Annotated in this window: 24 protein-coding genes; 17 read left to right on the top strand and 7 right to left on the bottom strand. The window is 71.3% G+C overall.

What is annotated here, in order from left to right; all coding sequences use genetic code 11:
* The first annotated feature begins 97 nt into the window (after positions 1-97).
* From ACFXC1_RS16255 to ACFXC1_RS16235, 5 genes are all read left to right on the top strand, one after another.
* Entirely contained in the window at positions 98-2,671 is a 2,574-nt protein-coding gene (locus ACFXC1_RS16255; RefSeq protein WP_381243118.1) for a hypothetical protein, read from the top strand.
* Between the two features lie 136 nt (positions 2,672-2,807).
* A complete protein-coding gene (locus ACFXC1_RS16250) occupies positions 2,808-3,734 on the top strand; it encodes an ABC transporter ATP-binding protein (RefSeq protein ID WP_381243116.1) in 927 nt (308 codons plus the stop codon).
* Positions 3,731-4,462, top strand: a complete 732-nt coding sequence (locus ACFXC1_RS16245; protein ID WP_381243114.1) for an ABC transporter permease — start codon at positions 3,731-3,733, stop codon at positions 4,460-4,462. Before ACFXC1_RS16250 ends, ACFXC1_RS16245 begins: the two co-directional genes overlap by 4 nt.
* A 5-nt stretch (positions 4,463-4,467) precedes the next feature.
* Positions 4,468-5,673, top strand: a complete 1,206-nt coding sequence (locus tag ACFXC1_RS16240) for a sensor histidine kinase (protein WP_381243544.1) — start codon at positions 4,468-4,470, stop codon at positions 5,671-5,673.
* Complete coding sequence (locus ACFXC1_RS16235; RefSeq protein ID WP_381243112.1) at positions 5,670-6,284, top strand: response regulator; 615 nt, start codon at positions 5,670-5,672, stop codon at positions 6,282-6,284. The genes ACFXC1_RS16240 and ACFXC1_RS16235 overlap by 4 nt, the downstream gene beginning before the upstream one ends.
* Before the next feature lie 100 nt (positions 6,285-6,384).
* Here the strand turns inward: ACFXC1_RS16235 and ACFXC1_RS16230 are convergent, their stop codons facing one another.
* Positions 6,385-7,236 (bottom strand): transglutaminase family protein, encoded by an 852-nt coding sequence (locus ACFXC1_RS16230; protein ID WP_381243110.1) that lies wholly within the window; start codon positions 7,234-7,236, stop codon positions 6,385-6,387.
* Between the two features lie 17 nt (positions 7,237-7,253).
* Entirely contained in the window at positions 7,254-8,279 is a 1,026-nt protein-coding gene (locus ACFXC1_RS16225) for a GNAT family N-acetyltransferase (RefSeq protein ID WP_381243108.1), read from the bottom strand.
* Positions 8,280-8,419: 140 nt separating this feature from the next.
* Here ACFXC1_RS16225 and fdxA point away from each other — a divergent pair, with 140 nt between their 5' ends.
* Together fdxA and ACFXC1_RS16215 are read left to right on the top strand one after the other, a co-directional pair.
* Positions 8,420-8,740, top strand: coding sequence for a ferredoxin (gene fdxA / locus ACFXC1_RS16220; RefSeq protein WP_019058397.1), 321 nt, complete (start codon positions 8,420-8,422; stop codon positions 8,738-8,740).
* A gap of 120 nt (positions 8,741-8,860) precedes the next feature.
* Positions 8,861-9,955: a bifunctional succinyldiaminopimelate transaminase/glutamate-prephenate aminotransferase gene (locus tag ACFXC1_RS16215; RefSeq protein ID WP_381243105.1), complete on the top strand. Its 1,095-nt coding sequence runs from the start codon at positions 8,861-8,863 to the stop codon at positions 9,953-9,955.
* 118 nt (positions 9,956-10,073) lie between these two features.
* On the opposite strand, the gene ACFXC1_RS16210 is transcribed toward ACFXC1_RS16215, so the two are convergent.
* Positions 10,074-10,526 (bottom strand): hypothetical protein, encoded by a 453-nt coding sequence (locus ACFXC1_RS16210; protein ID WP_019072065.1) that lies wholly within the window; start codon positions 10,524-10,526, stop codon positions 10,074-10,076.
* A gap of 272 nt (positions 10,527-10,798) precedes the next feature.
* Complete coding sequence (locus ACFXC1_RS16205; protein WP_381243103.1) at positions 10,799-11,797, bottom strand: heavy metal transporter; 999 nt, start codon at positions 11,795-11,797, stop codon at positions 10,799-10,801.
* Between the two features lie 85 nt (positions 11,798-11,882).
* On the opposite strand from ACFXC1_RS16205, the gene dapE reads away from it, so the two are divergent.
* Positions 11,883-12,962 carry a succinyl-diaminopimelate desuccinylase gene (gene dapE, locus ACFXC1_RS16200; protein WP_381243101.1) on the top strand — a complete coding sequence of 360 codons (1,080 nt, stop codon included), beginning with the start codon at positions 11,883-11,885 and terminating at the stop codon, positions 12,960-12,962.
* Positions 12,963-13,039: 77 nt separating this feature from the next.
* A complete protein-coding gene (locus ACFXC1_RS16195) occupies positions 13,040-13,798 on the top strand; it encodes an LOG family protein (protein ID WP_043674715.1) in 759 nt (252 codons plus the stop codon).
* A 110-nt stretch (positions 13,799-13,908) separates the two neighbouring features.
* Here ACFXC1_RS16195 and folP read toward each other — a convergent pair whose 3' ends face one another.
* Positions 13,909-14,769, bottom strand: coding sequence for a dihydropteroate synthase (folP, locus tag ACFXC1_RS16190; protein WP_381243099.1), 861 nt, complete (start codon positions 14,767-14,769; stop codon positions 13,909-13,911).
* 141 nt (positions 14,770-14,910) lie between these two features.
* Between folP and ACFXC1_RS16185 the strand changes: the two genes are divergently transcribed.
* Together ACFXC1_RS16185 and ACFXC1_RS16180 are read left to right on the top strand one after the other, a co-directional pair.
* Positions 14,911-15,252 carry a DivIVA domain-containing protein gene (locus tag ACFXC1_RS16185; protein WP_381243543.1) on the top strand — a complete coding sequence of 114 codons (342 nt, stop codon included), beginning with the start codon at positions 14,911-14,913 and terminating at the stop codon, positions 15,250-15,252.
* Entirely contained in the window at positions 15,249-15,824 is a 576-nt protein-coding gene (locus ACFXC1_RS16180) for a DNA-3-methyladenine glycosylase I (protein WP_381243097.1), read from the top strand. Before ACFXC1_RS16185 ends, ACFXC1_RS16180 begins: the two co-directional genes overlap by 4 nt.
* A 75-nt stretch (positions 15,825-15,899) precedes the next feature.
* On the opposite strand, the gene chcB is transcribed toward ACFXC1_RS16180, so the two are convergent.
* Positions 15,900-16,703: a 2-cyclohexenylcarbonyl CoA isomerase gene (gene chcB, locus ACFXC1_RS16175; RefSeq protein WP_381243095.1), complete on the bottom strand. Its 804-nt coding sequence runs from the start codon at positions 16,701-16,703 to the stop codon at positions 15,900-15,902.
* A gap of 375 nt (positions 16,704-17,078) precedes the next feature.
* Between chcB and ACFXC1_RS16170 the strand changes: the two genes are divergently transcribed.
* On the top strand, positions 17,079-17,246 hold the full coding sequence (locus tag ACFXC1_RS16170; RefSeq protein WP_003966491.1) for a DUF3117 domain-containing protein: 168 nt from the start codon (positions 17,079-17,081) through the stop codon (positions 17,244-17,246).
* Positions 17,247-17,333: 87 nt separating this feature from the next.
* Here ACFXC1_RS16170 and ACFXC1_RS16165 read toward each other — a convergent pair whose 3' ends face one another.
* Entirely contained in the window at positions 17,334-18,032 is a 699-nt protein-coding gene (locus ACFXC1_RS16165) for an O-methyltransferase (RefSeq protein WP_381243541.1), read from the bottom strand.
* A 198-nt stretch (positions 18,033-18,230) separates the two neighbouring features.
* Between ACFXC1_RS16165 and sigE the strand changes: the two genes are divergently transcribed.
* From sigE to ACFXC1_RS16140, 5 genes are all read left to right on the top strand, one after another.
* Entirely contained in the window at positions 18,231-19,004 is a 774-nt protein-coding gene (gene sigE, locus ACFXC1_RS16160) for an RNA polymerase sigma factor SigE (protein ID WP_235029434.1), read from the top strand.
* Positions 19,001-19,975, top strand: coding sequence for a zf-HC2 domain-containing protein (locus ACFXC1_RS16155; RefSeq protein ID WP_381243092.1), 975 nt, complete (start codon positions 19,001-19,003; stop codon positions 19,973-19,975). The genes sigE and ACFXC1_RS16155 overlap by 4 nt, the downstream gene beginning before the upstream one ends.
* A 77-nt stretch (positions 19,976-20,052) precedes the next feature.
* On the top strand, positions 20,053-21,462 hold the full coding sequence (locus tag ACFXC1_RS16150) for a S1C family serine protease (protein WP_381243090.1): 1,410 nt from the start codon (positions 20,053-20,055) through the stop codon (positions 21,460-21,462).
* A 212-nt stretch (positions 21,463-21,674) separates the two neighbouring features.
* Positions 21,675-22,103, top strand: coding sequence for a sec-independent translocase (locus ACFXC1_RS16145; protein WP_019072077.1), 429 nt, complete (start codon positions 21,675-21,677; stop codon positions 22,101-22,103).
* A gap of 222 nt (positions 22,104-22,325) precedes the next feature.
* Positions 22,326-22,985 carry a hypothetical protein gene (locus tag ACFXC1_RS16140; RefSeq protein WP_019072078.1) on the top strand — a complete coding sequence of 220 codons (660 nt, stop codon included), beginning with the start codon at positions 22,326-22,328 and terminating at the stop codon, positions 22,983-22,985.
* Positions 22,986-23,105: the final 120 nt, after the last annotated feature.

Genomic DNA, 23,105 nt, shown 5'->3' with positions numbered 1-23,105 from the left:
GGCCGTGGGATACCGCCAAGAAGTGGCCAGTATGGTGGTGCGCGCCGCCGAGTCGCCCGTGGGTGTCGGGCGGCGGAGCCAACCGGGAGAACCTGCCTTGAGTCGTGAAACTGACACTCCGTCCTCCGGGCCCGACGGGCGCGGCGGAGCCGCTTACCCATCGGGGACCCCGCCGTACGGGACGCCCGCGGCTTCCGACGACCGTACGGATGCGGGGCGTTCGGCCGCGCAGCCGGAGGAACGCAAGACCGAGACGACGCTGACGACCCGGATCCGGATCAACATCCCCGGGTCGCGGCCCATTCCGCCGGTCGTCGTGCGCACGCCCGTCGCGGACACCGAGTCCGCCGACGGGTCCACGACCGCCGAGACACAGCTGCCGAGTTCCCCGCTGCCCACGGGCGTCGTCGAACCGACCGCCGAACTCGCCCTGCCCACACCCGAGGAGAAGACCAGCGACTGGTTCGCGCCACGCAAGTCCGGCCCCGCGAAGGGCGGTCAGGGCGGTGGCGGCACCAACGGCGCTGGGATTCCGGGCGGTTCGGCCGCGGGGACTCCGAGTGCCGGCACGCCGACCACGGGTGCGCCCGGGGCCGCGCGGCCGACCGGTGCCCGCCCCGGCGGTGTGGTCGGCGCCATGGGCCTGCCGAGCGCTTCCCGGCCGGGCGGCGCGAACGGCGGTACGAACGGTGCCGGGTTCGCCGGTGCCACCGGTGGCGGACCCGTTGCCCCCGGGCACGGCGGCGGCACCGGCTCCTTCGACGTGACCGAGGCGCTGGCGGCGGGCTCGCTGGGCAACGGCTCCCGTCCGGGCGGAGGCGGCGCCGAACCGCGCCGCGACGAGCTGCCGTACTTCTCGGGGAACGGCCCGGGCGAGCAGGGCGGCCTTCCCGGGGCCAACGGCCAGGGCGGCTTCCCCGGACCCGAGGGTCAGGGTGCCCAGGGCGGCTACGCCGGGTCCAACGGTCACGGCGCGCGCATCGAGCAGTTCCCCGGGCCCGACGGCCAGGGCATCGGCCCCGGCGCCCCGGGCGGTCCCGGTGGACCCAGCGGTTTCAACGGCCCGAACGGGCGCGGCGGCCAGGGCGGCCCCGAGGGCCCCGCGGGCCCGACCGGCGGCCCGGTCACCGGCGACGGCCTGATGCTGCCGCCGGGCCCCGGCTCCATGGGCGGAGCACCGGGCGCGCCCAGCGCGCTGAGCGGCTACGCCGACGGCGCGGGCGGCCCGGGTGCGACTGGTGGCCCGGGCGGTCCCGGCGCCCCCGGTGGCGCGGCTCCCGGCCGACACGCTGGTCGTGGCAGGGGTCCCGGCGGTCCGGGTGGTCCCGGCGGCCCCGGAGGTCGTGGCGCGGGCCCCGGTGGCCCCGGTGCGGGCCCCGCCATGGGTCTCACCGGCCCCGGTACGGCCGGCGGCGCGAGTCTCCCCGGCGGGATCCCCGGCGGCGGGCTCAGCGACGACACCGCGATCCTCACCCCGCAGAAGCTCGCCCAGCCCGGCATGCCCGGCTACGGCGCCCCCGCCGACCAGGTCTCCGGACACACCGTCACCAGCGGTATGCCGGTCGTCCCGGGCAACGGCACCGCGCCGTTCGGCACGGGCACCCACCCCGACGGACCGCTGCCGCACACGCCCCCGAAGCTGCCCGAGCCGGGCTCGACGCAGAGCACGCCCGCCAAGAACGCAGGCAATAACGCGGGCAAGGGCGCGGCGAAGAAAAAGAAGAAGGGCCGCAGCAAGCTGGTCCTGCTCGGTGTCGGCGTGTTCGTCATCGCGGGCGGTGCCTACGGCGCCGGGCTGCTGATGAACCACACCGACGTGCCCAAGGGCACCACCGTGCTCGGCGTCGACATCGGCGGCGGCACCCGTGACGACGCGGTCAAGAAGCTCGACGACGCGTTCGGCGACCGGGTGAACAAGCCGCTGAAGCTGTCGGTGGGCGGCAGGACCGTCTCGCTGAAGCCGGACCAGGCGGGGCTGCAGTTCGACTTCGCCACGACCGTCAGCAAGGCCGCCACCAGCGACTACAACCCGGTCTCCGTGATCGGCTCGCTCTTCGGCCAGGAGCGGATCATCCAGCCCGAGATGCCGACCGACGAGGAGAAGCTCCAGGCCGCCCTGGCGAACCTCGGCGGCGGCTCCGGCTCCGGCGCGGTCACCGAGGGCACGATCCAGTTCACGTCCGGCAAGGCGGTCGCCGTCTACGGCAAGGCGGGCAAGGCCATCGACCCGGCCGGCTCCGTCACGGCCGTTGAGGAGGCGTACCGCACCGAGGTGGAGACCAACACGGTCACCACGGTGACGGTCCCGACGACCACCAAGCAGCCGAGCGTCACGAACGCCGAGGTCGACCGCGAGATGAAGGCGTTCGCGGAACCCGCCATGTCCGCCTTCGCCACGGTCAAGACGGACACCGGCGTCACGCTGCTGCTGAGCCCGAAGAACTCCCTGTGGAAGTTCCTGAGGGTCAAGGCCGTGAACGGCAAGCTCACCGACAGCCCCGACCTGGCCGCCCTCAAAGCGCTCTACGGCAGTGCCTTCGACGGCGTCAAGATCACCCGGGCCACCGGCCAGAAGACGGCAGTCACACCCCAGGACGTCTACGGCGCCCTGCGCCAGGCCCTGATCAGCAAGACCGACCGGGTGGGCATCATCCAGACCAACCCCAGCTAGACCGTGTCCGACCGCACGAGGGGGCACCCGGCACCACGCCGGGCGCCCCCTCGGCCGTAGGACATGACATCTGTCATGCGCCACACCGGACCGCCGACACTGCCGGGCACCGGCCCCGGGCGGTCACGATGGGTGCATGACGACAACAGCGGCGACCACCGCCAGCCCAGTGGTCGGGTTCGACCAGGTGAGCAAGAGCTACGGCGAGGTCCGGGCCGTCGACGGGCTGTCGCTCGCGCTGCACCCGGGGGAGACGGTGGCCCTGCTGGGGCCGAACGGGGCCGGCAAGTCCACCACCCTCGATCTGCTGCTCGGCCTCAAGCACGCCGACAGCGGCACGGTCAGCGTCTTCGGCACCAGCCCCCGCGAGGCGATCGTCGCCGGCCGGGTGGGCGCGATGCTGCAGAGCGGCGGGCTGATGGACGAGGTCACCGTCGGTGAACTGGTCAAGCTGGCCTGCGACTTGCACCCGAAGCCGTACAAGGTCTCCGACGTGATCGCCCGCGCGGGCATCGCCCAGATCGCCGACCGCAAGGTCAACAAGCTCTCCGGCGGCCAGGCCCAGCGCGTCCGCTTCGCCCTCGCGACCGCCGGCGACAGCGACCTGATCGTCCTCGACGAACCGACCACCGGCATGGACGTCTCCGCCCGGCAGGCCTTCTGGGCCACCATGCGCGAACAGGCCGACCAGGGTCGTACGGTCCTCTTCGCCACCCACTACCTCGAAGAGGCCGACGCCATCGCGGACCGCGTGCTGGTCCTGCACCGCGGCCGGCTGCTCGCCGACGGCACCTCCGCCGAGATCAAGGCGAAGGCGGGCGCCCGCAGGGTCGCCTTCGACCTGGACGGCGAGATCGACGAGGCACCGATCCGCGCGCTGCCCTTCCTGACCTCCGTCGACATCAGCGGCTCCACGATCCGCATCCAGTCCACCGACGCCGACGCGACCGTCCACGCGCTCTACGGCCTCGGCGTCTACCCCCGCAACCTCGAAGTCGCCGGACTCGGCCTGGAACAGGCCTTCGTCGCCATCACCACCGCCGAGGAGGCCAAGCAGTCATGAACAGCCTGATCAAACTGGAACTCACCCGTGCCCTGCGCAACCGCAAGTTCCTGTTCTTCTCGGTGATCTACCCCTCCGTCATCTTCCTGCTGGTCTCCAACCAGACGGGCTCGGTCGACGGCACCGGCCTGAGCATCGCCAAGTACGTCATGGTCTCCATGGCCTCCTTCGGCGCCCTGACCGCCGTCCTGATGGGCAACAGCGAGCGCATCGCCAAGGAGCGCGAGAACGGCTGGGTACGGCAGCTGCGGCTGACCACCCTGCCCGGGCGCGGCTACGTCCTCGCCAAGACCGCCAGCGCCGCCGTCGTCAGCCTGCCGTCGATCGTGGTCGTGTTCATCGTCGCCGCCGCATTGAAGGACGTACGGCTGGAGGCCTGGCAGTGGCTAGCGCTGACCGGCGCGATCTGGGCGGGCAGCCTGGTCTTCGCCGCGCTCGGCGTCGCCATCGGCTACCTCGCCTCCGGGGACGCGGTCCGTCCGATCACGATGATCGTCTACTTCGGTCTGTCGATCCTCGGCGGCCTGTGGTTCCCGTCCTCGACCTTCCCGACCTGGCTCCAGGACATCGCGAAGTGGCTGCCCACGCACGCGTACGCTGCCCTGGGGCAGGCCATCGAGCAGAGCCGGTCGCCCCACGCCAAGGACGTCACCCTTCTCGTCGTCTACTTCGCGCTCTTCGCGGGCGGGGCGGCCTGGCTGTACCGGAAGGACACGCTGAAGGCGTGAGCGCGATGACCGAAGATCCGCTGCCGGAGAAGGCCAGGGTGGAGCGGCTGATCCGGATCGGCCGGCCGCCCCGCAACCGGAGCGAGATGGTGCGCAAGCTGGTGTGGATCCTGCCCTGGCTGGTCTTCCTCGGCGCGCCCGTGCAGGACCTGCTGGCCGGCCACCACACCGCCTCGGCCACGGCGGCCGGCTGGGTGGGCCTGGTGGCCTTCACCGGGACCTACCTGTCAGTCGTCTTCCGCACCATGGGCCGCCCCTACTCCGGTTGGCTCGTTGCCGCCATGGTCGCCGTCCTGTGGGTACTGGCCGTCGCCCTGGCCCTCAGCCTCGGCAACTCCTGGCTCGGCCTCTTCGTCTACGTCTCCGTCACCTGCGGGGTGACCCTCCCGCTGCGCGCCGCGTACTGGACGATCCCGCTGACCACCGCCGCGATGATGCTGGCGGGCTGGTTCGTCGGCGACCTGGACGAGGCCTGGGGCCTGTTCCTGATCGTGCTGCTGGTGGGCTACTCCATGACAGGCGTACGACAACTCGTGCGCACGACGGTCGAGTTGCGCAAGGCCCGCGCCACCGTCGCCCAACTCGCCGCCAACGAGGAGCGGTTGCGCCTGGCCCGGGACCTGCACGACCTGCTCGGCCACTCCCTCTCCCTGATCACGCTGAAGAGCGAGCTGGCCGGCCGGATGCTCCCCGACCACCCCGACAAGGCGGCCCAGCAGGTCGCCGACATCGAACAGGTCAGCCGCCAGGCCCTGGTGGACGTCCGCGAGGCCGTCACCGGCTACCGGCGCCCCCGCCTCCCCGGCGAACTCGCGGGTGCCCAGGTTGCGTTGACGGCCGCGGGCGTCACGGCCGACCTCCCCGCCGAACCGGACCTCACCGGCGTCCCCGAGGACCGCGAGTCCGCCCTCGCCTGGGCCCTGCGCGAGGCGATCACCAACGTCGTCCGGCACAGCGGGGCCCAGCGCTGTGTGGTCGAACTGGTCCGGCGCCAGACCCTGGACGGCCCGATGCTCGAACTCTCCGTCGAGGACAACGGCTCGGGCGGCTCGGGCAAGGACCCCGGCAACGGTCTGACGGGTCTCGCCGAGCGCCTCGCGAAGGTCGGCGGCTCCCTGGAGGCGACCCGCGTCAAACACGGCTTCCGGCTGGTCGCACGGGTGCCCGTGGGCGTTCCGGTCTCCTCGGCGGACGTAGGATCCCCCGCATGAGCCGTACGATCAAGGTCCTCCTCGCCGAGGACCAGTCGATGGTCCGCGAGGCACTGGCCGCACTGCTCGGCCTGGAGGACGACATCGAGGTCGTCGCCCAAGTCGCGCGCGGCGACGAGGTGTTGGCGGCGGCCCGGGAACACGCCGTGGACGTGGCCCTCCTCGACATCGAGATGCCCGGCTGCACCGGCATCGAGGCGGCGGCCCAGGTCCACAAGGCGCTCCCCGAGGTGAAACTGGTGGTCCTGACGACCTTCGGCCGCCCCGGCTATCTGCGCAGCGCGATGGAGGCGGGCGCGGACGCGTTCCTGGTCAAGGACGCCCCGGCCGCCCAACTCGCGGCAGCGGTACGGAAAGTACTGGCCGGAGAGCGGGTCATCGACCCAACTCTCGCCGCGGCGGCCCTGGCAGAGGGCGCCAACCCACTGACCGACCGCGAGCGCGAGGTCTTGAGGGCGGCGGCGGACGGCTCGACGAACGCGGAACTGGCCAAGGCGCTGCACTTGTCGCAGGGGACGGTCCGCAACTACTTGTCGACGGCGATCCAGAAGCTGGCGGTGAGGAACAGGGCGGAGGCGGTACGGATCGCGAGAGAGAAGGGCTGGCTGTAAATCGCCGGCCAGGTGCAGTTCTTCAGGGGCGCGGGGCCGTATCGATTTGCGGCTCCGCCGCGTGGGCGCGACCAGCCCCAACGCACCCGCACTCGCCAACTCAGTTCAGCCTGGCGCGAGCCGACCGCGCCTGCCCCCGCACCCGATCGGCAGCAGGCTCATCCACCACCGCCACCACCTCCGCATACGCCTCCAACTCGGCCGCCCCCGCGAGGAAATCCCCCCGCTCGACCAGCAGTTGAGCCCGCTCATACCGCAACCGAGCCGAATGCGAAGGCAACAGCAGCGCCAACTCCACGGCCCACAAGGCCACATCCGACCGCTCGGGCCGAGCCGCAGCCCACGCCCGGATGTTGTTCAGGACGCGCGAAACAACCTCCAGCGGCGCCGCAGGCACAAGCATCGAGGGCTCCAGCGAAGCTCCCGTCGCCCCCGCGACCAGCAACTCCGCGTCGCCGCCCGACAACACCCGCCCACCGTCGAACGGATCGGCCAGCACCTGTTCCTCCGCCGGCCCGAGCCCCACCACGAAGTGCCCGGGCAGTGCGACCCCGTAGACCGGGGCCCCGGCCCGCCGGGCGACCTCCATCCACACCACGGACAACAGGATGGGCAGCCCGCGCCGCCGCCGCAGTACGTCGTGCAGCAGCGAGGAACCAAGCCGCTGGTAGTCGCCGGGCGTACCCCGGAACTCGAAGCGGACGCCGAGGAGTTGGCGCAGCGCGTTCGCCCACGCGGAGGGCCCGCCGGGGCGGTACGGCAACTGCCCGGCCAGCCGGTCGAGTTCGACCTGCGCCGCGTCGATACCGGCGTCGTCCAGCGCCCCGTCCGCCGTCGCCCCCACCAGCAGGCAGAGCGTGGCGAGATCGGGCCGCTCGGACCGCGCCTCCTCGGCGAACCAGGCACGTACCTCCGCCGACCGCTCGGGTGACGGCGGACAGGGACCGGGCATGGCGAACTCGAACCCCCTCACGACGATCCGAGGCGGCCGCTGTCACTGTCCGCCACCGGCTCGCGATAGTGGTGGTAGGCGTGGTGCGCCCCGAACCCCATCCCGGTGTACAGCGCCCGCGCCCCCGCGTTGTCCGTCTCGACCTGCAACCACGCGGCCGACGCCCCCTCCTCCAGCGCCCGCGAGGCCAACGCGGCCATGACGAGCGAGGCGAGCCCCCGCCGCCGTAGCGCCGGATCGACCTCGACGGCGCCGAAACCGGCCCACCGCCCGTCCACGACACACCGCCCGATGGCCGCGGGCTCGGCGCCCTCACCAGGGACCGTCGCGAACCACACCGAGGGTCCGCCGCCCAGCACCTTCAGGGCCACCTCGCTCACCCCCTTGCGCTGATAGCGGGCCAGCCACGCGTCGTCCGCCGTCCCGGAGAGGACGACCCCGGCCGGGTCGGCCCGGTCGGCGACCGGGGCCAGGGCCCCGACCCACAGCTCGGCCGTCACCTCACGGGTCCAGCCGCGCCGCTCCAACTCGGCGCAGAGCAGCTCCTGCGTGCCCTCGGCGCCGGTCGCGGTCTGGACGTAGGCCGGCAGACCGCGGTCGCCGTACCACCGTCGTACGGCGGTGAGGGCCGCGTCGAGAGGCAGGCCGGGATCGCCGAGCGGGAGGACGGAGTTGGCGCGGCGGGTGAATCCGGCGGCGGAGCGCAGCTCCCACTCGCCGAGCCGCTCGCTCTCCACCGGTTGCCAGCCGCGCGCGGAGACCCGCGCCAGCTCCCGGTAGGTGGCGGCGGGCCCCCGCCGCCGGGCCGGAGCGGCCGGTACGACCTTCCCCGCCACCAGCGAGGATTCCGAAATGCGGACGGACTCCCCGCCCTTCCGTGTGATCGTCAGCACACCGCTGTCCCATGATGTGAGAACACCCACCGTGTCGGTGAACTTCTCCGTCGTGTCTTCAGCATCTGACAAGCACCTGACGGAGACCCGTTTGCCCACGTCAGCAGCGGTGATACGGACCTCGAGACGTCCGGCCGCAGAGATTTCCACAGGTCAGTTCACCCCTCCTGTATGGATCACGCCCCGGAACGGAGATACTAGGTGCGGGCATGGACGACGCCGCGCTCCAGCGCGCCTGGCGGCGGAGCCTACGGAGGCCCGCCAGCGCCCTATCGAGGAGGAACGACAGCGTGACCTACGTCATCGCGCAGCCTTGTGTCGACGTCAAGGACAAGGCGTGCATCGAGGAGTGCCCGGTCGACTGCATCTACGAGGGCTCCCGGTCCTTGTACATCCACCCGGACGAATGCGTCGACTGTGGAGCCTGTGAGCCGGTGTGCCCGGTCGAGGCGATCTTCTACGAGGACGACACTCCCGAGGAGTGGAAGGACTACTACAAGGCGAACGTCGAGTTCTTCGACGAGCTCGGCTCCCCGGGCGGTGCCAGCAAGCTGGGCCTGATCGAGCGCGACCACCCCTTCGTCGCCGCGCTGCCGCCGCAGAACCAGTAAGAGCGGCCCGCGACAGACGCGCCGCCTCGGTCCCGTACGGCCTGATCACGCCCGATCAGCGCCCTACGGGGCCGAGGCGTTTGCCGTACCGGCCGAACCGATGAGAGTGAGCGAGCAACCGTGTCCGCAGTCTCCGACCGTCTGCCCACCTTCCCCTGGGACAAGCTGGAGCCGTACAAGAAGACGGCGACGGCGCACCCGGGCGGCATCGTCGACCTCTCGGTCGGCACCCCGGTGGACCCGGTCCCCGATCTGATCCAGAAGGCCCTGATCGACGCGGCCGACTCGCCCGGCTACCCCACGGTCTGGGGCACCCCGGCCCTGCGCGACGCGCTCACCGGCTGGGTCGAACGCCGCCTTGGCGCCCGCGACGTCACCCACCGCCACGTCCTGCCGATCGTCGGCTCCAAGGAACTCGTCGCCTGGCTCCCCACCCAGTTGGGCCTGGGCCCGGGCGACCGCGTGGCCTACCCCCGCCTCGCCTACCCGACCTACGAGGTCGGCGCCCGCCTGGCCCGCGCCGACTACGAGGTCTACGACAACCCGCGCGACCTGGACCCGGCCGGCCTGAAGCTCCTCTGGCTGAACTCCCCGTCCAACCCGACCGGCAAGGTCCTCTCCAAGCGGGAACTCACCGAGACCGTCGCCTGGGCCCGCGAGCACGGCGTCCTGATCTTCTCCGACGAGTGCTACCTCGAACTGGGCTGGGAGGCCGACCCGGTCTCGGTCCTGCACCCGGACGTCAACGGCGGCTCCTACGACGGCATCGTCGCCGTCCACTCCCTCTCCAAGCGCTCCAACCTCGCCGGCTACCGCGCCGCCTTCCTGGCCGGCGACCCGGCGGTCCTCGCCCCGCTCCTGGAGATCCGCAAGCACGGCGGCATGATGACCTCGGCCCCGACCCAGGCGGCCGTCGTGGCGGCACTCAGCGACGACACCCACGTCCAGGAACAGCGCGAGCGCTACAAGGCCCGCCGCACGTTGTTGCGCGCAGCGCTGACCGGCCACGGCTTCCGCATCGAACACAGCGAGGCCAGCCTCTACCTGTGGGCAACACGGGACGAGTCCTGCTGGGACACGGTGGCCCACCTGGCCGACCTGGGCATCCTGGTCGCGCCGGGCGACTTCTACGGCGAGGCGGGCGCGAACTTCGTACGCGTGGCGCTGACGGCGACGGACGAGCGAGTAAGGGCAGCTGTAAACCGGCTGAGCTGAAGGTTTTTGCTCTTAGGGGCGCGGGGAACTGCGCGACAAGCCCCCACCGGCCGTAAGTCGACGAACAACGCAAGAAGGGGTCCAGGGGAATTCCCTGGACCCCTTCAGCGCAGGCGAACTAGCCAAGCGGCAGACCCTTGAGCGGCAGCTCCTGAGCCGTGGGCAGCCCACCCTTGGTCACGGCGTCGGTCGGCAGGCCACCACCAGCCGTGGCGGTCTTGGCCGTGTCACCGAGCAGGCCGCCGGCCTGTCCCGCCGTGTCCCCGGCAACATGCTGCGCGGCCGGAGCCACCGTCTTGGCAACCTTCCCGCCGGTCTTGCCTGCGGCCGGCACCGCCTTCTCCAGCGTCTGGCCACCGGACTTGCCGGCGACCCCCGTGACGTTCTGGCTCGCGCCGTCGACCGTGTTGCCGACGCTCGCCCCGTCCAGGGCGGTCAGCGCGCCCAGGTTGGGGGTGGCCGGCAGGGAGGGGGCCGCACTGGCGGAGCCGGCCGCACCGACCCCGGCTGCCGCTCCCGCTGCGACGAGCAGCGCGGCACGGGCGATCCGGCGGGTCAGGGGGAGGGACATGATGCTCCTTGTGTTGATCTCCGGGCTCGGACGCAGTGACTACCGCTCGAAGCGCGCGAAGGTTGCGGAGCGCCAACGTAAAGAGTTGGCAATGCGTCGCATTATCAGCTACGGATAAAAACGGACAAAGGTCGCCCGTCCCGAAAGCCCGCCGATTGCTTGCAGCCCTTTGTTTTCAAGGACTCCGGCGCACCCGAGGGTGACCACACGAAAACCTGAGCACCCACGGCCCCGGATCGACCACGCATAACCCCTACGGGTGAGGACCCGTACTACTGCCCGGTCGGCCCCTCGGTCTGGATGCGGACCCCGCCCACGGCCTTGGTGCCGGTCGAGTGCCACGGATCGTTCGCGCTGCCCGCGGCCCACTCGCGCCCGGCGTACGACACCCGGTCGATGTGCAGCGCCGAGGAGTTGGCCACCGCCCAGTGCGCGAGCTGCCAGCCGGTCTTCGTACTGCCGGACCGCACCGGCAGGGTCACCGTGCTGCTCCCACCGGTCGCACTCGCGCTCGGCGAAGGCGTGGCCGAGGACTTGGCCCTGGACTTCGACGCGGACGTGCCCTTGGCCGTGGAACCGCCGCCGGTCACCTCCGCGCCGGTCTCCTTCAGCACCTCGCGCCCGAAGTCCCGGACCAGCGCGGCCCGTACGGCGTCCGGGCCGGTGGTGGTCACGGTGGAGTCCGGGAGGCCCTGGCAGGTCAGCGTGGCGGCCGACCGCCCGGTGAGGGCGGCGGACAGCAGCGTGGCGTCGGGCTCGTGCTTGGCGTACGCCTCCGGGTAGCCGCTGCGCTGTACGCGCTGCGCGGCGACCGTGAGCGGGAGCTTCTGGTAGCCGTCCACCTTGGCCAGGTGCTCGTAGAAGACACCCGCCGCGTACGTCGGGTCCATGATCTGCTTCTCGGTGCCCCAGCCCTGCGAGGGCCGCTGCTGGAACAGGCCGAGCGAATCCCGGTCCCCATGGGTGATGTTGACGAGCTGCGACTCCTGGATCGCGGTCGCGAGCGCGATCGTCACGGCCCGCTCGGGCATCCCGCGCCCGGTGCCGACGGCGGCGATCGTCGCCGCGTTCATCGTCTGCTCCTGCGTGAACTCGAACTCCTGGCCGTCGCCCTTCCCGGAGACCACCTTGCAACCGGGGCCGCCCCGGCCGCCGGTGACGTACTGGACGACCAGATAGCCCGCGACCGCGAGCAGCACCACGAAGGCGGCCGAGAACCTGAAGAGGAGGCCGCGTCGACGCTTCTTTGGGGTGGGGGACTGCTCAGGCATCCCCACAAGGTAGCGGAGGCTCCTGTTACCGCTGAGCCGGGTGTGGACAAACGGTGGAGACGCCCTTGGCGTTAGGGTCGACGGCATGGCCGACACCCCACTTGACCTCACGCTGGACGCCGCACGGCTCACCGCGCAGCTCGTCGACTTCCCCTCGGAGAGCGGCAGCGAGAAGCCCCTCGCGGACGCGATCGAGACCGCGCTGCGCGCCCTGCCCCACCTGACGGTCGACCGGTACGGCAACAACATCGTGGCGCGCACGAACCTGGGCCGTACGGAACGCGTCATTCTGGCCGGCCACATCGACACGGTCCCCATCGCCGGCAACGTCCCCTCGCGCTTCGACGAGCACGGCGTCCTGTGGGGCTGCGGCACCTGCGACATGAAGTCGGGCGTCGCCGTCCAGCTCCGCCTCGCGGCCACGGTCCCGGCCCCCAACCGCGACCTGACCTTCGTCTTCTACGACAACGAGGAGGTCGCCGCTCCGCTCAACGGCCTCAAGCACGTCTCCGAAGCCCATCCCGAGTGGCTGGCAGGCGACTTCGCGGTCCTCCTGGAGCCGACGGACGGTCAGGTCGAGGGCGGCTGCCAGGGCACGCTCAGGGTGTTTCTGAAGTTCAAGGGTGAACGAGCGCACTCCGCGCGCGCGTGGATGGGCTCCAACGCGATCCACGCGGCCTCGCGGGCGCTGGCCAAGCTCGCCGCGTACGAGGCCCGCACGCCGGTCGTGGACGGCCTTCGGTTCCACGAGGGCCTCAACGCGGTGCGGGTGGAAGGGGGCGTGGCCACCAACGTGATCCCCGACGCGTGCACCCTGGTCGTCAACTTCCGCTACGCGCCCGACCGCAGCGAGGCGGAGGCGGAGGCCTTCGTGCGCGAGTACTTCGCCGACTGCGGGGTCGACGAGTTCGTCGTCGACGACCACACCGGAGGAGCCCGCCCCGGCCTCGACCACCCGGCCGCGATGGCCTTCATGGCGGCCGTCGGCGGCGAGGCCCGCCCCAAGTTCGGCTGGACCGACGTGGCCCGCTTCAGCGCCCTCGGAGTGCCCGCGGTGAACTACGGCCCCGGTGCCCAACTCCTCGCCCACAAGGTGGACGAGAGGGTCGAGGCGGCCCTCATCCCCGAGGCGGAACGGCGGCTGCGGGACTGGCTCACCGTCTGACATCCGTATGTCCCCCCTCCGTAACCCGCGTAGACCTACGCTGAGGTACGAAACACCTGCAAGTGGAGGGAGCGCACATGGCTACAGGCAACCCCGAGGGCAAGCAGCAGCCACCGGAGGAGCAGCGCCTGGGACCGGTCCTCCGGAGGCGCGGCCAGGTGACCGCGAGCACGACCGACCAGCGTCTCCTGGACGCGGGAGGCCCCTCGGACTGGGTCCACACCGACCCGTGGCGCGTTCTGCGCATCCAGTCGGAGTTCATCGAGGGCTTCGGCACACTGGCCGAACTGCCGCCCGCGATCAGCGTGTTCGGCTCGGCCCGCACCAAGCCGGACTCACCGGAGTACGAAGCCGGTGTACGGCTCGGACACGCCCTCGTGGAGGCCGGGTGGGCCGTGATCACCGGCGGCGGCCCCGGAGCCATGGAGGCGGCCAACAAGGGCGCCCTGGAGGCCAAGGGCATCTCCGTCGGCCTGGGCATCGAGCTGCCCTTCGAGCAGGGGCTCAACGCCTACGTCGACATCGGCCTGAACTTCCGTTACTTCTTCGTCCGCAAGATGATGTTCGTCAAGTACGCCCAGGGCTTCGTGGTCCTGCCCGGCGGCCTCGGCACCCTCGACGAACTCTTCGAGGCCCTCACCCTCGTACAGACCCAGAAGGTCACCCGCTTCCCGATCGTGCTGTTCGGCAGCGAGTACTGGGGCGGCCTCGTCGACTGGCTGAAGAACACCCTGATCGCCCAGGGCAAGGCGTCGGAGAAGGACCTCCTGCTGTTCCACGTGACGGACGACGTGGACGAGGCGGTCGCGCTGGTGTCGAAGGAAGCCGGCCGGTAGTGATCAGCCTGTCCGGCGTTTGAGGACGAGGCCCCTTCAGGGCCGAAGCGGGGGTCTGGGGGCGGCAGCCTCCAGGGACGGGACGGGCAGGGGCGGCGGGGGCGAAAAAATCAGGCCAGCCCCCGCCGCGCCACAGCCGGCGGCCGATGCCCGGCAATGGACGCCACCATGTCCAGCACCTGCCGCGTCTCCGCGACCTCATGCACCCGATACACCTGCGCCCCCAACCACGCCGACACCGCCGTCGTCGCGAGCGTCCCGACAACCCGCTCCTTGACCGGCTTGTCGAGCGTCTCCCCCACGAAGTCCTTGTTGGACAGCGACACCAGCACCGGCCACCCCGTGGAGACCATCTCCCCGAGCCGCCGCGTCGCCTCCAGACTGTGCCGCGTGCTCTTCCCGAAGTCGTGCCCGGGATCGATCAGCACCGATTCCCGGGGCACGCCGAGGGAAACGGCCCGCTCGGCGAGCCCCAGGGTCACGCGCAGGATGTCGGCCATGACGTCGTCGTACGTCACCCGGTGCGGGCGCGTCCGCGGCTCGGCGCCGCCCGCGTGCGTGCACACCAGCCCCACGCCGTACCGCGCGGCGACCTCCGCGAGCCGCGGATCGACGCCGCCCCACGCGTCGTTCAGGAGATCCGCGCCGGCCTCGCAGACGGCCTCGCCGACCTCGTGCCGCCAGGTGTCGACGCTGATGATCACGTCGGGGAAGCGGCGCCGTACCTCGGCCACGAAACCGACCGTGCGCCGCGCCTCCTCCTCGGCGGTGACCTCTTCGCCGGGGCCGGCCTTGACCCCGCCGATGTCGATGATGGCGGCGCCCTCGGCCACCGCGTGCTCCACGCGCGCGAGGGCCGGTTCGTCGCGGAACGTCGCCCCCTGGTCGTAGAAGGAGTCCGGGGTCCGGTTCACGATCGCCATGATCACCGGCTCGTGCGCGTCGAATTCACGCCTGCCCAGCCTGAGCATCCCCTGTGACCTCTCCTAGTACTGACCGGTCTTCAGCCGCCTGTGACCCTAACTGTCAGCGTCGCATGGCACGATCGGACCCTGACACATTCGGCTTCGGCACGTCCGACATCGACGCTCGTGGAGACCCCAGCGATGTTCATGTTCCTGTTCCTGGTCGTCGGGCTGGCCGTCGTGGTCGGCGCCGTGACCCTCTCGGTGATCGGCGGCGGCGAGAACGCCCCACTGCCCGACGTCGCGCCCGAGCGCCTCGACGACGCGCTGCCCCCGGACCGGCCCGTCGACCAGGCCGACGTGGAGAGCATCCGCTTCCCGCTCGCCGTGCGGGGCTACCGCATGGCCGAGGTGGACGACGCGCTGAGCCGCATCGCCGCCGAACTCGCCGAGCGCGACGCTCGGATCGCCGACCTGGAGTCCGCGCTGGCGGGCGCGCAGAGCCACCGTGTCTCGATCGAGAAGCCCGTGGAAGGCGACCACCAGTGAGCGAGGCCGTGGCCGGTCCCGACGGCGGTCTGCGCTGCCCCTGGGCGCTGTCCACCGAGGACTACATCACGTACCACGACGAGGAGTGGGGCCGCCCGGTCCACGGCGACGACGCCCTCTACGAGCGGCTCTCCCTGGAGGCCTTCCAGTCGGGCCTGTCCTGGATCACGATCCTGCGCCGCCGCGAGGGATTCCGGGCCGCGTTCGACGGCTTCCGCATCGCCAAGGTCGCCGCTTTCACGGACGCCGACCGCGAACGCCTGCTCCTCGACGCGGGCATCATCCGCAACCGCCTCAAGATCGACGCGACGATCGCCAACGCGCGCGTGCTGGCCGACTGGGCGCCGGGCGAACTCGACGACTTCATCTGGTCGCACGCCCCGAAGCCGGGCCCGGCCCCGAAGAGACTCGGGGACGTCCCGGCGGTCACTGAGGAGTCGACGGCCCTGTCCAAGGCCCTCAAGAAGCGGGGCCTGAAATTCGTAGGGCCGACGACGGCGTATGCCTTGATGCAGGCGTGCGGACTGGTGAACGACCACTTGGAAGTCTGCGTAGCGAGAAGCGCCCTGTAAGGGGCGCGGGGCTGCGTCGATATGCGGCTCCGCCGCGGGGCGCGACCAGCCCCCACGCACCCGCAGCTTCAGAACTCAGCGACCCAAGTACTTCGCAGTCTCCTTGTTGACAAAGGCATCCACAGCGATCGCGTGATCCTCCGACGCGCCCGCCCGGGCCTGGAGTTCGTCCTCCTTCTCCAGGGTCTCCTCAAGGGTGTGCGAGAGGCCGTAGGCCACAGACTCCTTCAGCGCCGCGTAGGCGACCGTCGGCCCACCGGCCAGCGCCCGCGCCACCTTCTCGGCCTCCGCGTGCAACTCGCCGACGGGGACGAGACGGTTGGCGATACCGAGGTCGTACGCGTCCTGCGCGGTGATCGTGCGCGGGAACAGCAGCAGGTCGGAGGCGCGCCCGGGACCGACGACCCTGGGCAGCGTCCAGGAGATGCCGGAGTCCGCGGTCAGCGCCACACCCGCGAAGGACGTGTTGAAGCCGGCGGTGTCCGCCACGACGCGGTAGTCCGCGGCCAGCGCGAGCCCGAAGCCGGCCCCGGCCGCGACCCCGTTGACCCCGGCCACCACGGGCTTCGCCATCCCGGCCAGCGCCCGCACGATGGGGTTGTAGTGCTCCTTGACCGTGGTCATCGTCGCCCCGGTTCCGGCCTCGCGGTCGGAGGCCAGCAGCGTGATGTGCTCCTTGAGGTCCTGGCCCACGCAGAACGCCCGCTCGCCGGCCGCGGTCAGCAGCACGGCCCGTACGGCGTCGTCGCCCGCCGCGGCCCGGACCGCCTCCCGGAGGGCGACCTTGGTCGCGATGTTCAGCGCGTTCATCGCCTCCGGGCGGTTCAGCGTGATCTTCGCGAGTCCGTCGCTCACCTCGTAGAGCACGGTGTCGGCCATGGTGGGTCCCCTCCGGTGTCGCCGCTCCGGCGTACCGGCCGGTACGCCCTGTGTCCGTAGGACAGCATGGCGGAGATCGCCGTCCACGCACCGGACCGGACGTGTGACCTGCGTCAAAGAATTCCGAGGCGGTTTCGCTCGGCCGGGGTCCGCGCGGCGGCGCAGTATCGCAGTCACATCGGCGAATTGAGTGGTTTTGCTCGCGCGCGTTGCCCAAGCGATGCCGACTGATGTTGGTCATCGGGTCCTGAGATGCGGGATAATGGCTTGGAAGCAATGTGTTCGATGCCGGTGACGCGTGTCTCATTAGGGGCCGCGCGTGCCCTCCATGGGGCCGTCGGCGACGATGAGCTGGTTTCAGGAAGGGGAACGAGCATGGCGGCCATGAAGCCGCGGACGGGCGATGGCCCGCTCGAGGTGACCAAGGAGGGGCGGGGCATCGTCATGCGCGTTCCGCTCGAAGGCGGCGGTCGGCTCGTCGTCGAGCTGACCCCTGACGAGGCCGACGCCCTGGGCGACGCCCTCAAGAAGGTCGTCGGCTGACGCGGCGGAACGCGACCATACCCCTTCAGCTGCCCCGGCATCCGAGATGGTGCCGGGGCAGCTGCTTTCCCGAGTTCCCACGGCGTCCTACCGCTTGACCGCGCACAGCAGTCCGTCGCCCACCGGGAGCAGCGACGGCACCAGCTCCGGGCTCTCGCGTACCGCCCGCAGCAGCTCGCGCAGCCGCAGCACCTCGGTCGGCTGCGGGCCCGAGTCGACGGTGCGGCCGTTGGCGAAGACGCCCTCGAAGACCACCAGGCCACCCGGACGCAGCAGGCGCAACGATTCAGCGAGATAGTCCAGGAACTCCTGCCGGTCGCCGTCGCAGAACACCAGGTCGTAGCCGGCGTCCGCGAGCCGGGGCAGCACGTCCAGGGCGCGGCCCGGGATGAAGCGGGCCCGGTTGCTGGCGAAGCCGCAGGCGCGGAAGGCCTGGCGGGCGAACTGCTGGTGGTCCGGCTCCTGGTCGACGGTGGTCAGTACCCCGTCCGGCCGCATGCCGTAGAGGAGATGCATCCCGGACACGCCGGTCCCTGTACCGATCTCCGCCACCGCCTTCGCGTCCACGGTGGCGGCCAGCATCCGCAGCGCGGCGCCCGTGCCGGGCGACACCGAGCGCAGCCCTGCATCGCGGGCCCGGTCCCGGGCCCAGCGCAGTGCTTCGTCCTCGGCGACATAGGCGTCGGCGAACGCCCAGCTCGTCTGCCGGTTGCCGGTAATGACCCTCTCCTGTCCCCGTGGTTGCCTGGGCGTGACTGTATCCGTTGGTGCCGGGAACCTGCTGATGGGACCGGGCGTTTAGAGGGGAAGGAATGCACTGGGGGACGAGGCCGGAGGGGAGAGCGGGGGATGAGGATGGATCAGGACGTCGAGCAGCGGCGGGAGCAGGGGCCCGAGCATCGGCTCGTACCGTCGGAAGGTCGGTATGAGCGTGTATCAAATTCTCGTAAAACCCCTTATCCGGAGCTAACGGGCGAGGTGGCTATGGTAGGGACTCCACTGGACACCACCAGAGCCGACAGGGGAGGTGCGGCTGTACCTGTGGATCGGGGAGGAGTGCTCCGGCGCTTTCTCGGATCGGCGGGCAGGCCGAAATCCGTGAACGACACCGCTGCTGACCACAGCCACGCCGCTGACCATGCCCAGACCGCGACCTTCTCCACCGACGCGGACGGGCAGGCGTGGACTCCGCCCACCTGGGAGGAGATCGTCAGCACCCACAGCGGCCGTGTGTACCGGCTCGCGTACCGTCTGACGGGGAACCAGCACGACGCCGAGGACCTCACACAGGAGGTCTTCGTCCGGGTCTTCCGTTCCCTGTCGACGTACACGCCCGGCACCTTCGAGGGCTGGCTGCACCGCATCACCACCAACCTCTTCCTGGACATGGTCCGCCGCAAGCAGCGCATCCGTTTCGACGCCCTAGGGGAGGACGCGGCCGAGCGCCTGCCCAGCCGCGAGCCGTCGCCCCAGCAGGTCTTCAACGACGCGCACTTCGACGCCGACGTCCAGCAGGCCCTGGACACCCTCGCCCCCGAGTTCCGGGCAGCGGTCGTCCTGTGCGACATCGAGGGCCTCTCGTACGAGGAGATCGCCGCGACCCTGGGCGTCAAGCTCGGCACGGTCCGGTCCCGGATCCACCGTGGCCGCTCCCAGCTGCGCAAGGCCCTCGCACACCGCTCGCCGGAAGCACGGGCCGAGCGCCGTTCCTTCGTGGCGCGTGTGCCCGCGCTGGGGGGAGGGGGCGCGTCCGCGTGAGTGGAACACGTCCTACGCCTGCGGAGCAGCACCTGGGAGACCGACTTTCCGCCCTGGTGGACGGGGAGCTCGGTCATGAGTCGCGCGATCGCGTACTGGCACACCTGGCCACCTGCACGAAGTGCAAGGCCGAGGCCGACGCGCAGCGCCGACTGAAGAACGTGTTCGCGGAAATGGCCCCGCCGCCGCCCTCCGAGAGCTTCCTGGCCCGCCTCCAGGGACTCCCCGGGGGAGACGGAGACTCGGACCCCGAGGAACCACCCGGCGGGGGACTCTTCGCCGGGGCCGGCTTCTTCGGCGTGAGAAGAGACGGCCCGCTCGACGCGTTCGAGTTCGGCTATGTCCCCGCGGGCCCGCACGCCGCGACAGCCCTGACCCCGTCGTCCGCACCGGCCCGCGAGGGCTTCCGCATCCATGACGTCAGCCGGCACGACACCGACCGCTCCGCCTCGCGCGGAATGCGGTTCGCGTTCGTCGCCGCCGGCGCGGTCTCACTGGCCGCGATCGCCCTGGGCGGCGTCGCCACGGTCACACCGGGCGACACCGCCGCCGAGGCAAGGGGCGGCGCGGGAGTGACCCCGGCGCGCACCCAGGGCACGGGCGCCGCGGCCGCCGACTCCGGGCGCCGCCGTGGTGTCGGGCCCCTGCTCGCCCAGGGCACGAGCCAGCGGTCGATGCTCGGCGACACCCCGATCGCCCCGACCTCCGTCTCCGCGCCGCTGCTGCCCGGGGTTCCGTCCCCGGCGGTCGTCCGGGGCGACGACGAGGTCATGCACACGCTGACCGCGCCCGTGGTAGCCGGTGCGGCGGTCATGTCCCCGCTGATACGTCCGCTCAACACCAACCCGCCGGTCGCCCTCACCTCGTGGTCCACGGCCCCCGATGTCACGGCCCCCGGCCTGCTGCGCGCACCCGACGCCACCTCGTCCCCCACTCCATCCCCTTCCGCCTCCTCCCGCCCCCTGCGCTGACCGGCCCCTGCCCCGCACCCCGCCGACCTGGTTGAATCCGGGGAGTACGGGGTGGCACGGCGGGCGGTGGGGAGCACATGAACGAGGAGACACCGAAGCCGAAGTGGTGGGGTCGAGGGCGGGCGGTGACGCCCGGTGCGGCCGTGAGTGCCGAACTCGCTTCCACCGACGCCGACTTCGAGCCGGAGCGTCCCGTGCAGGCGCCCGGCGACGCCCCACACGCCCCCACAACGGCCTCCGGCACTCCCGCCGCACTTGATCCCGCCCCCGATCCCGTTCCCGACCCCTGGCACCGCTACGACCCCTGGGCACCCCCACCACCCGCGGCTCCCCTCCAGCAAACCGGTGCCGCACCCCTCACCCACCACCAGCGTCGCAACCGCACCCGGAAACTCCTCGTCGTCTCCGGGCTGGTGCTCGCGCTGGTCTCCGGCGGCGTCGGAGGTGTCGTAGGGGCGTATCTGGAGCGGGACGGTGTCGGTGGTGGAGATGTCGTGCTGCCGCAGGCGGGTGCGGAGGACGGTGGGCGGGCGGCCGGAAGTGTGGCCGCGATCGCCGCCCGGGCGCTGCCCAGTGTGGTGACCCTGCATGTGAGCGGGGACGAGGAGTCGGGGACCGGTACCGGGATCGTGCTGGACACGCGGGGGCACATCCTCACCAACAACCATGTCGTGCAGCCCGCGGGCGGCGACGGCGAGATATCCGTGAGCTTCAGCGGGGGACAGACCGCCAGGGCGAAGGTCGTCGGGCACGACACCGGGTACGACCTCGCCGTGGTGCAGGTGAGCCGGGTGCGCGGGCTCAGGCCGATGCCCCTCGGCAACTCCGACAATGTGCGGGTCGGCGACCCGGTCGTCGCGATCGGCGCGCCCTTCGACCTCGACAACACCGTGACCGCCGGGATCATCAGCGCCAAGGACCGGCCCATCACGGCCGGCGGCGACGCGGCGGACGGGAGCGATGTCTCGTACGTCGACGCCCTGCAGACCGACGCGCCCATCAACCCGGGCAACTCCGGCGGGCCGCTGCTGGACGCCCAGGGGCGGGTCGTCGGGATCAACTCGGCCATCCGGTCGGCCGACGACGGGACCGTCACGGGCGACGGTCAGGCCGGTTCGATCGGGCTCGGCTTCGCCATCCCCGTCAACCAGGCCAAGCGCGTCGCCGAGGAACTGATCAACACCGGGAAGGCCACCCACCCGGTCATCGGCGTCACCCTCGACATGGACTACAGCGGGGACGGAGCCCGCGTCGCGACGAAGGGCAGCGACGGCCCCGCCGTCACCGCCGGCGGTCCCGGCGCCAGGGCCGGGCTCAAGGCGGGCGACGTCATCACCGAGGTCGACGGCGAGCGCGTCCACTCCGGCGACGAACTCATCGTGCGGACCCGCGCGCACCGCCCCGGCGACCATCTGCGCCTGACGCTCCGGCGGGGCGGCAAGGACATGACCGTGTCGCTCGTCCTGGGCTCCTCGACCGGTGAATGAGCCGGTATTGACAGAAACGTCACAGGTGGGAGCCCCGCGCCCCGTCCCACTAGGCAAACAACCCGGAAAACCGGTCCTGTACACCCACTCGTAGCCCACGGGACAGTACCGGTCGGGTGGGATCGCCGGGTACCGTGGACCCGGCCCGGACCACGGAAGACGCGCACAGACCACCGAGGGCCGAGGACCGAGGACATCGCAAGGAGCTTCAGGTGTTCAATGACATAGGACCGCTCGAGCTGGTGACGATCATTGTGCTCGCCGTGCTCGTCTTCGGTCCGGACAAGCTCCCGAAGGTCATCCAGGACGTCATGCGGACGATCCGGAAGATCCGAGAGTTCTCGGAGAGCGCGAAGGCGGACATCCGCGAGGAACTGGGCCCGGACTTCAAGGACTTCGACTTCGAGGACCTCAACCCCAAGACGTTCCTGCGCAAGCAGCTGGACAACGACGAGCTGGGGCTCAAGGAGATCCGCAACGGCTTCGACCTGAAGAAGGAGATGGCCGAGGTCACGGAGGCGGTGCAGAGCGCCGACACTCCGAGCTCCCCGCCCGCTTCCGGTGGTCGTCTCGACATGACCAAGAAGCCCGAGGACCCCGAGAAGGACGAGCGCCCGCCCTTCGACGCGGACGCCACCTGATCCTCCCGCGAGACTCCTGAAACGCTTCCCACGTGACGCGTTTCATACGTTTGCCACGCCCTCGTACGGCCTGAACACGGCCTCCGCACGCCTCACGCGCCGGGCGCTTTCCGGGCTGCCTCCCACGAGGTGGCTATGCTGCCGAGTTGTTGTGCGGACCGGGCGAGCCGCCCGAAGGGGGGCGGGCCGCCCCGGTCCGACGAGAGCTAGGAGGCGTCCGGCATGGAGACGACGAGTCGGGTAGGCGCGCAGGCGCCGGCCGCGGAGGGCGGACAGCAGGTCCCCTCCGCCCGGCGCACGGTCGACGGCTACCTGCTGGCGCCCTTCCCGTGGTACGGCCTCGACGAGGCCTTCACGGGGCCGCGCTGGCTGATGCAGGTGGGCATGGCGGCGGACGGTGCCGTCGAGCACGGTTCGATCGGGCACGGCGACGAGCCCTCCGTACGCAACGAAGGCACGGAGGACAAGGAGAAGTTCGCGGTGGTCGTCACCGTCGCGGGCAACCCCGCCCGGCGCACGGCCGACGGCACGGGCCTCCTGGAGGCCACCTCGGTGTCCTCGGCGGCCTGGCTCGCCGGGGTCGGACTGCTGTCCTTCACCTGGCCCGGCCAGATGGACCACACCCTGCGCGACGACTGGCTGGAGCAGCAGACCGAGACGGCCTGGGTCCTGGCCGACGACCTCGCCGGCGACGACTGGTCGACCCTGTCCCTGCCCGTGGACGGCGTCCCGACACCCTTCCACTACCGCGAGTCCGAGTTCGGCTGGGTGCTCGCCGGATCTACGCAGGCGGGGGTCCACGTGGGGGCGTACGGCAGGGGTATGAGCGCGTACGGCCTCGGCTTCGCCGCGATCAAGGACATCGCCGCCTACGCCCAGTAGCTGCTACGACGATGGGGGGGGCCCCGGCGGGGGGGGCGCCCCCCCCCCCCGGGGGGGAGGCGATCTAAAATGTTTTTTGGGGGGGTGGCGGGCGGGGTCCCCCCTCGACCCCCCCCCCCC

Source organism: Streptomyces hokutonensis, from assembly GCF_042751305.1.
Classification (GTDB): Bacteria; Actinomycetota; Actinomycetes; order Streptomycetales; family Streptomycetaceae; genus Streptomyces; species Streptomyces hokutonensis_A.
The sequence above is the reverse complement of the archived record's forward strand: the minus strand, read 5'-3'. Positions and strand labels throughout refer to the sequence as shown.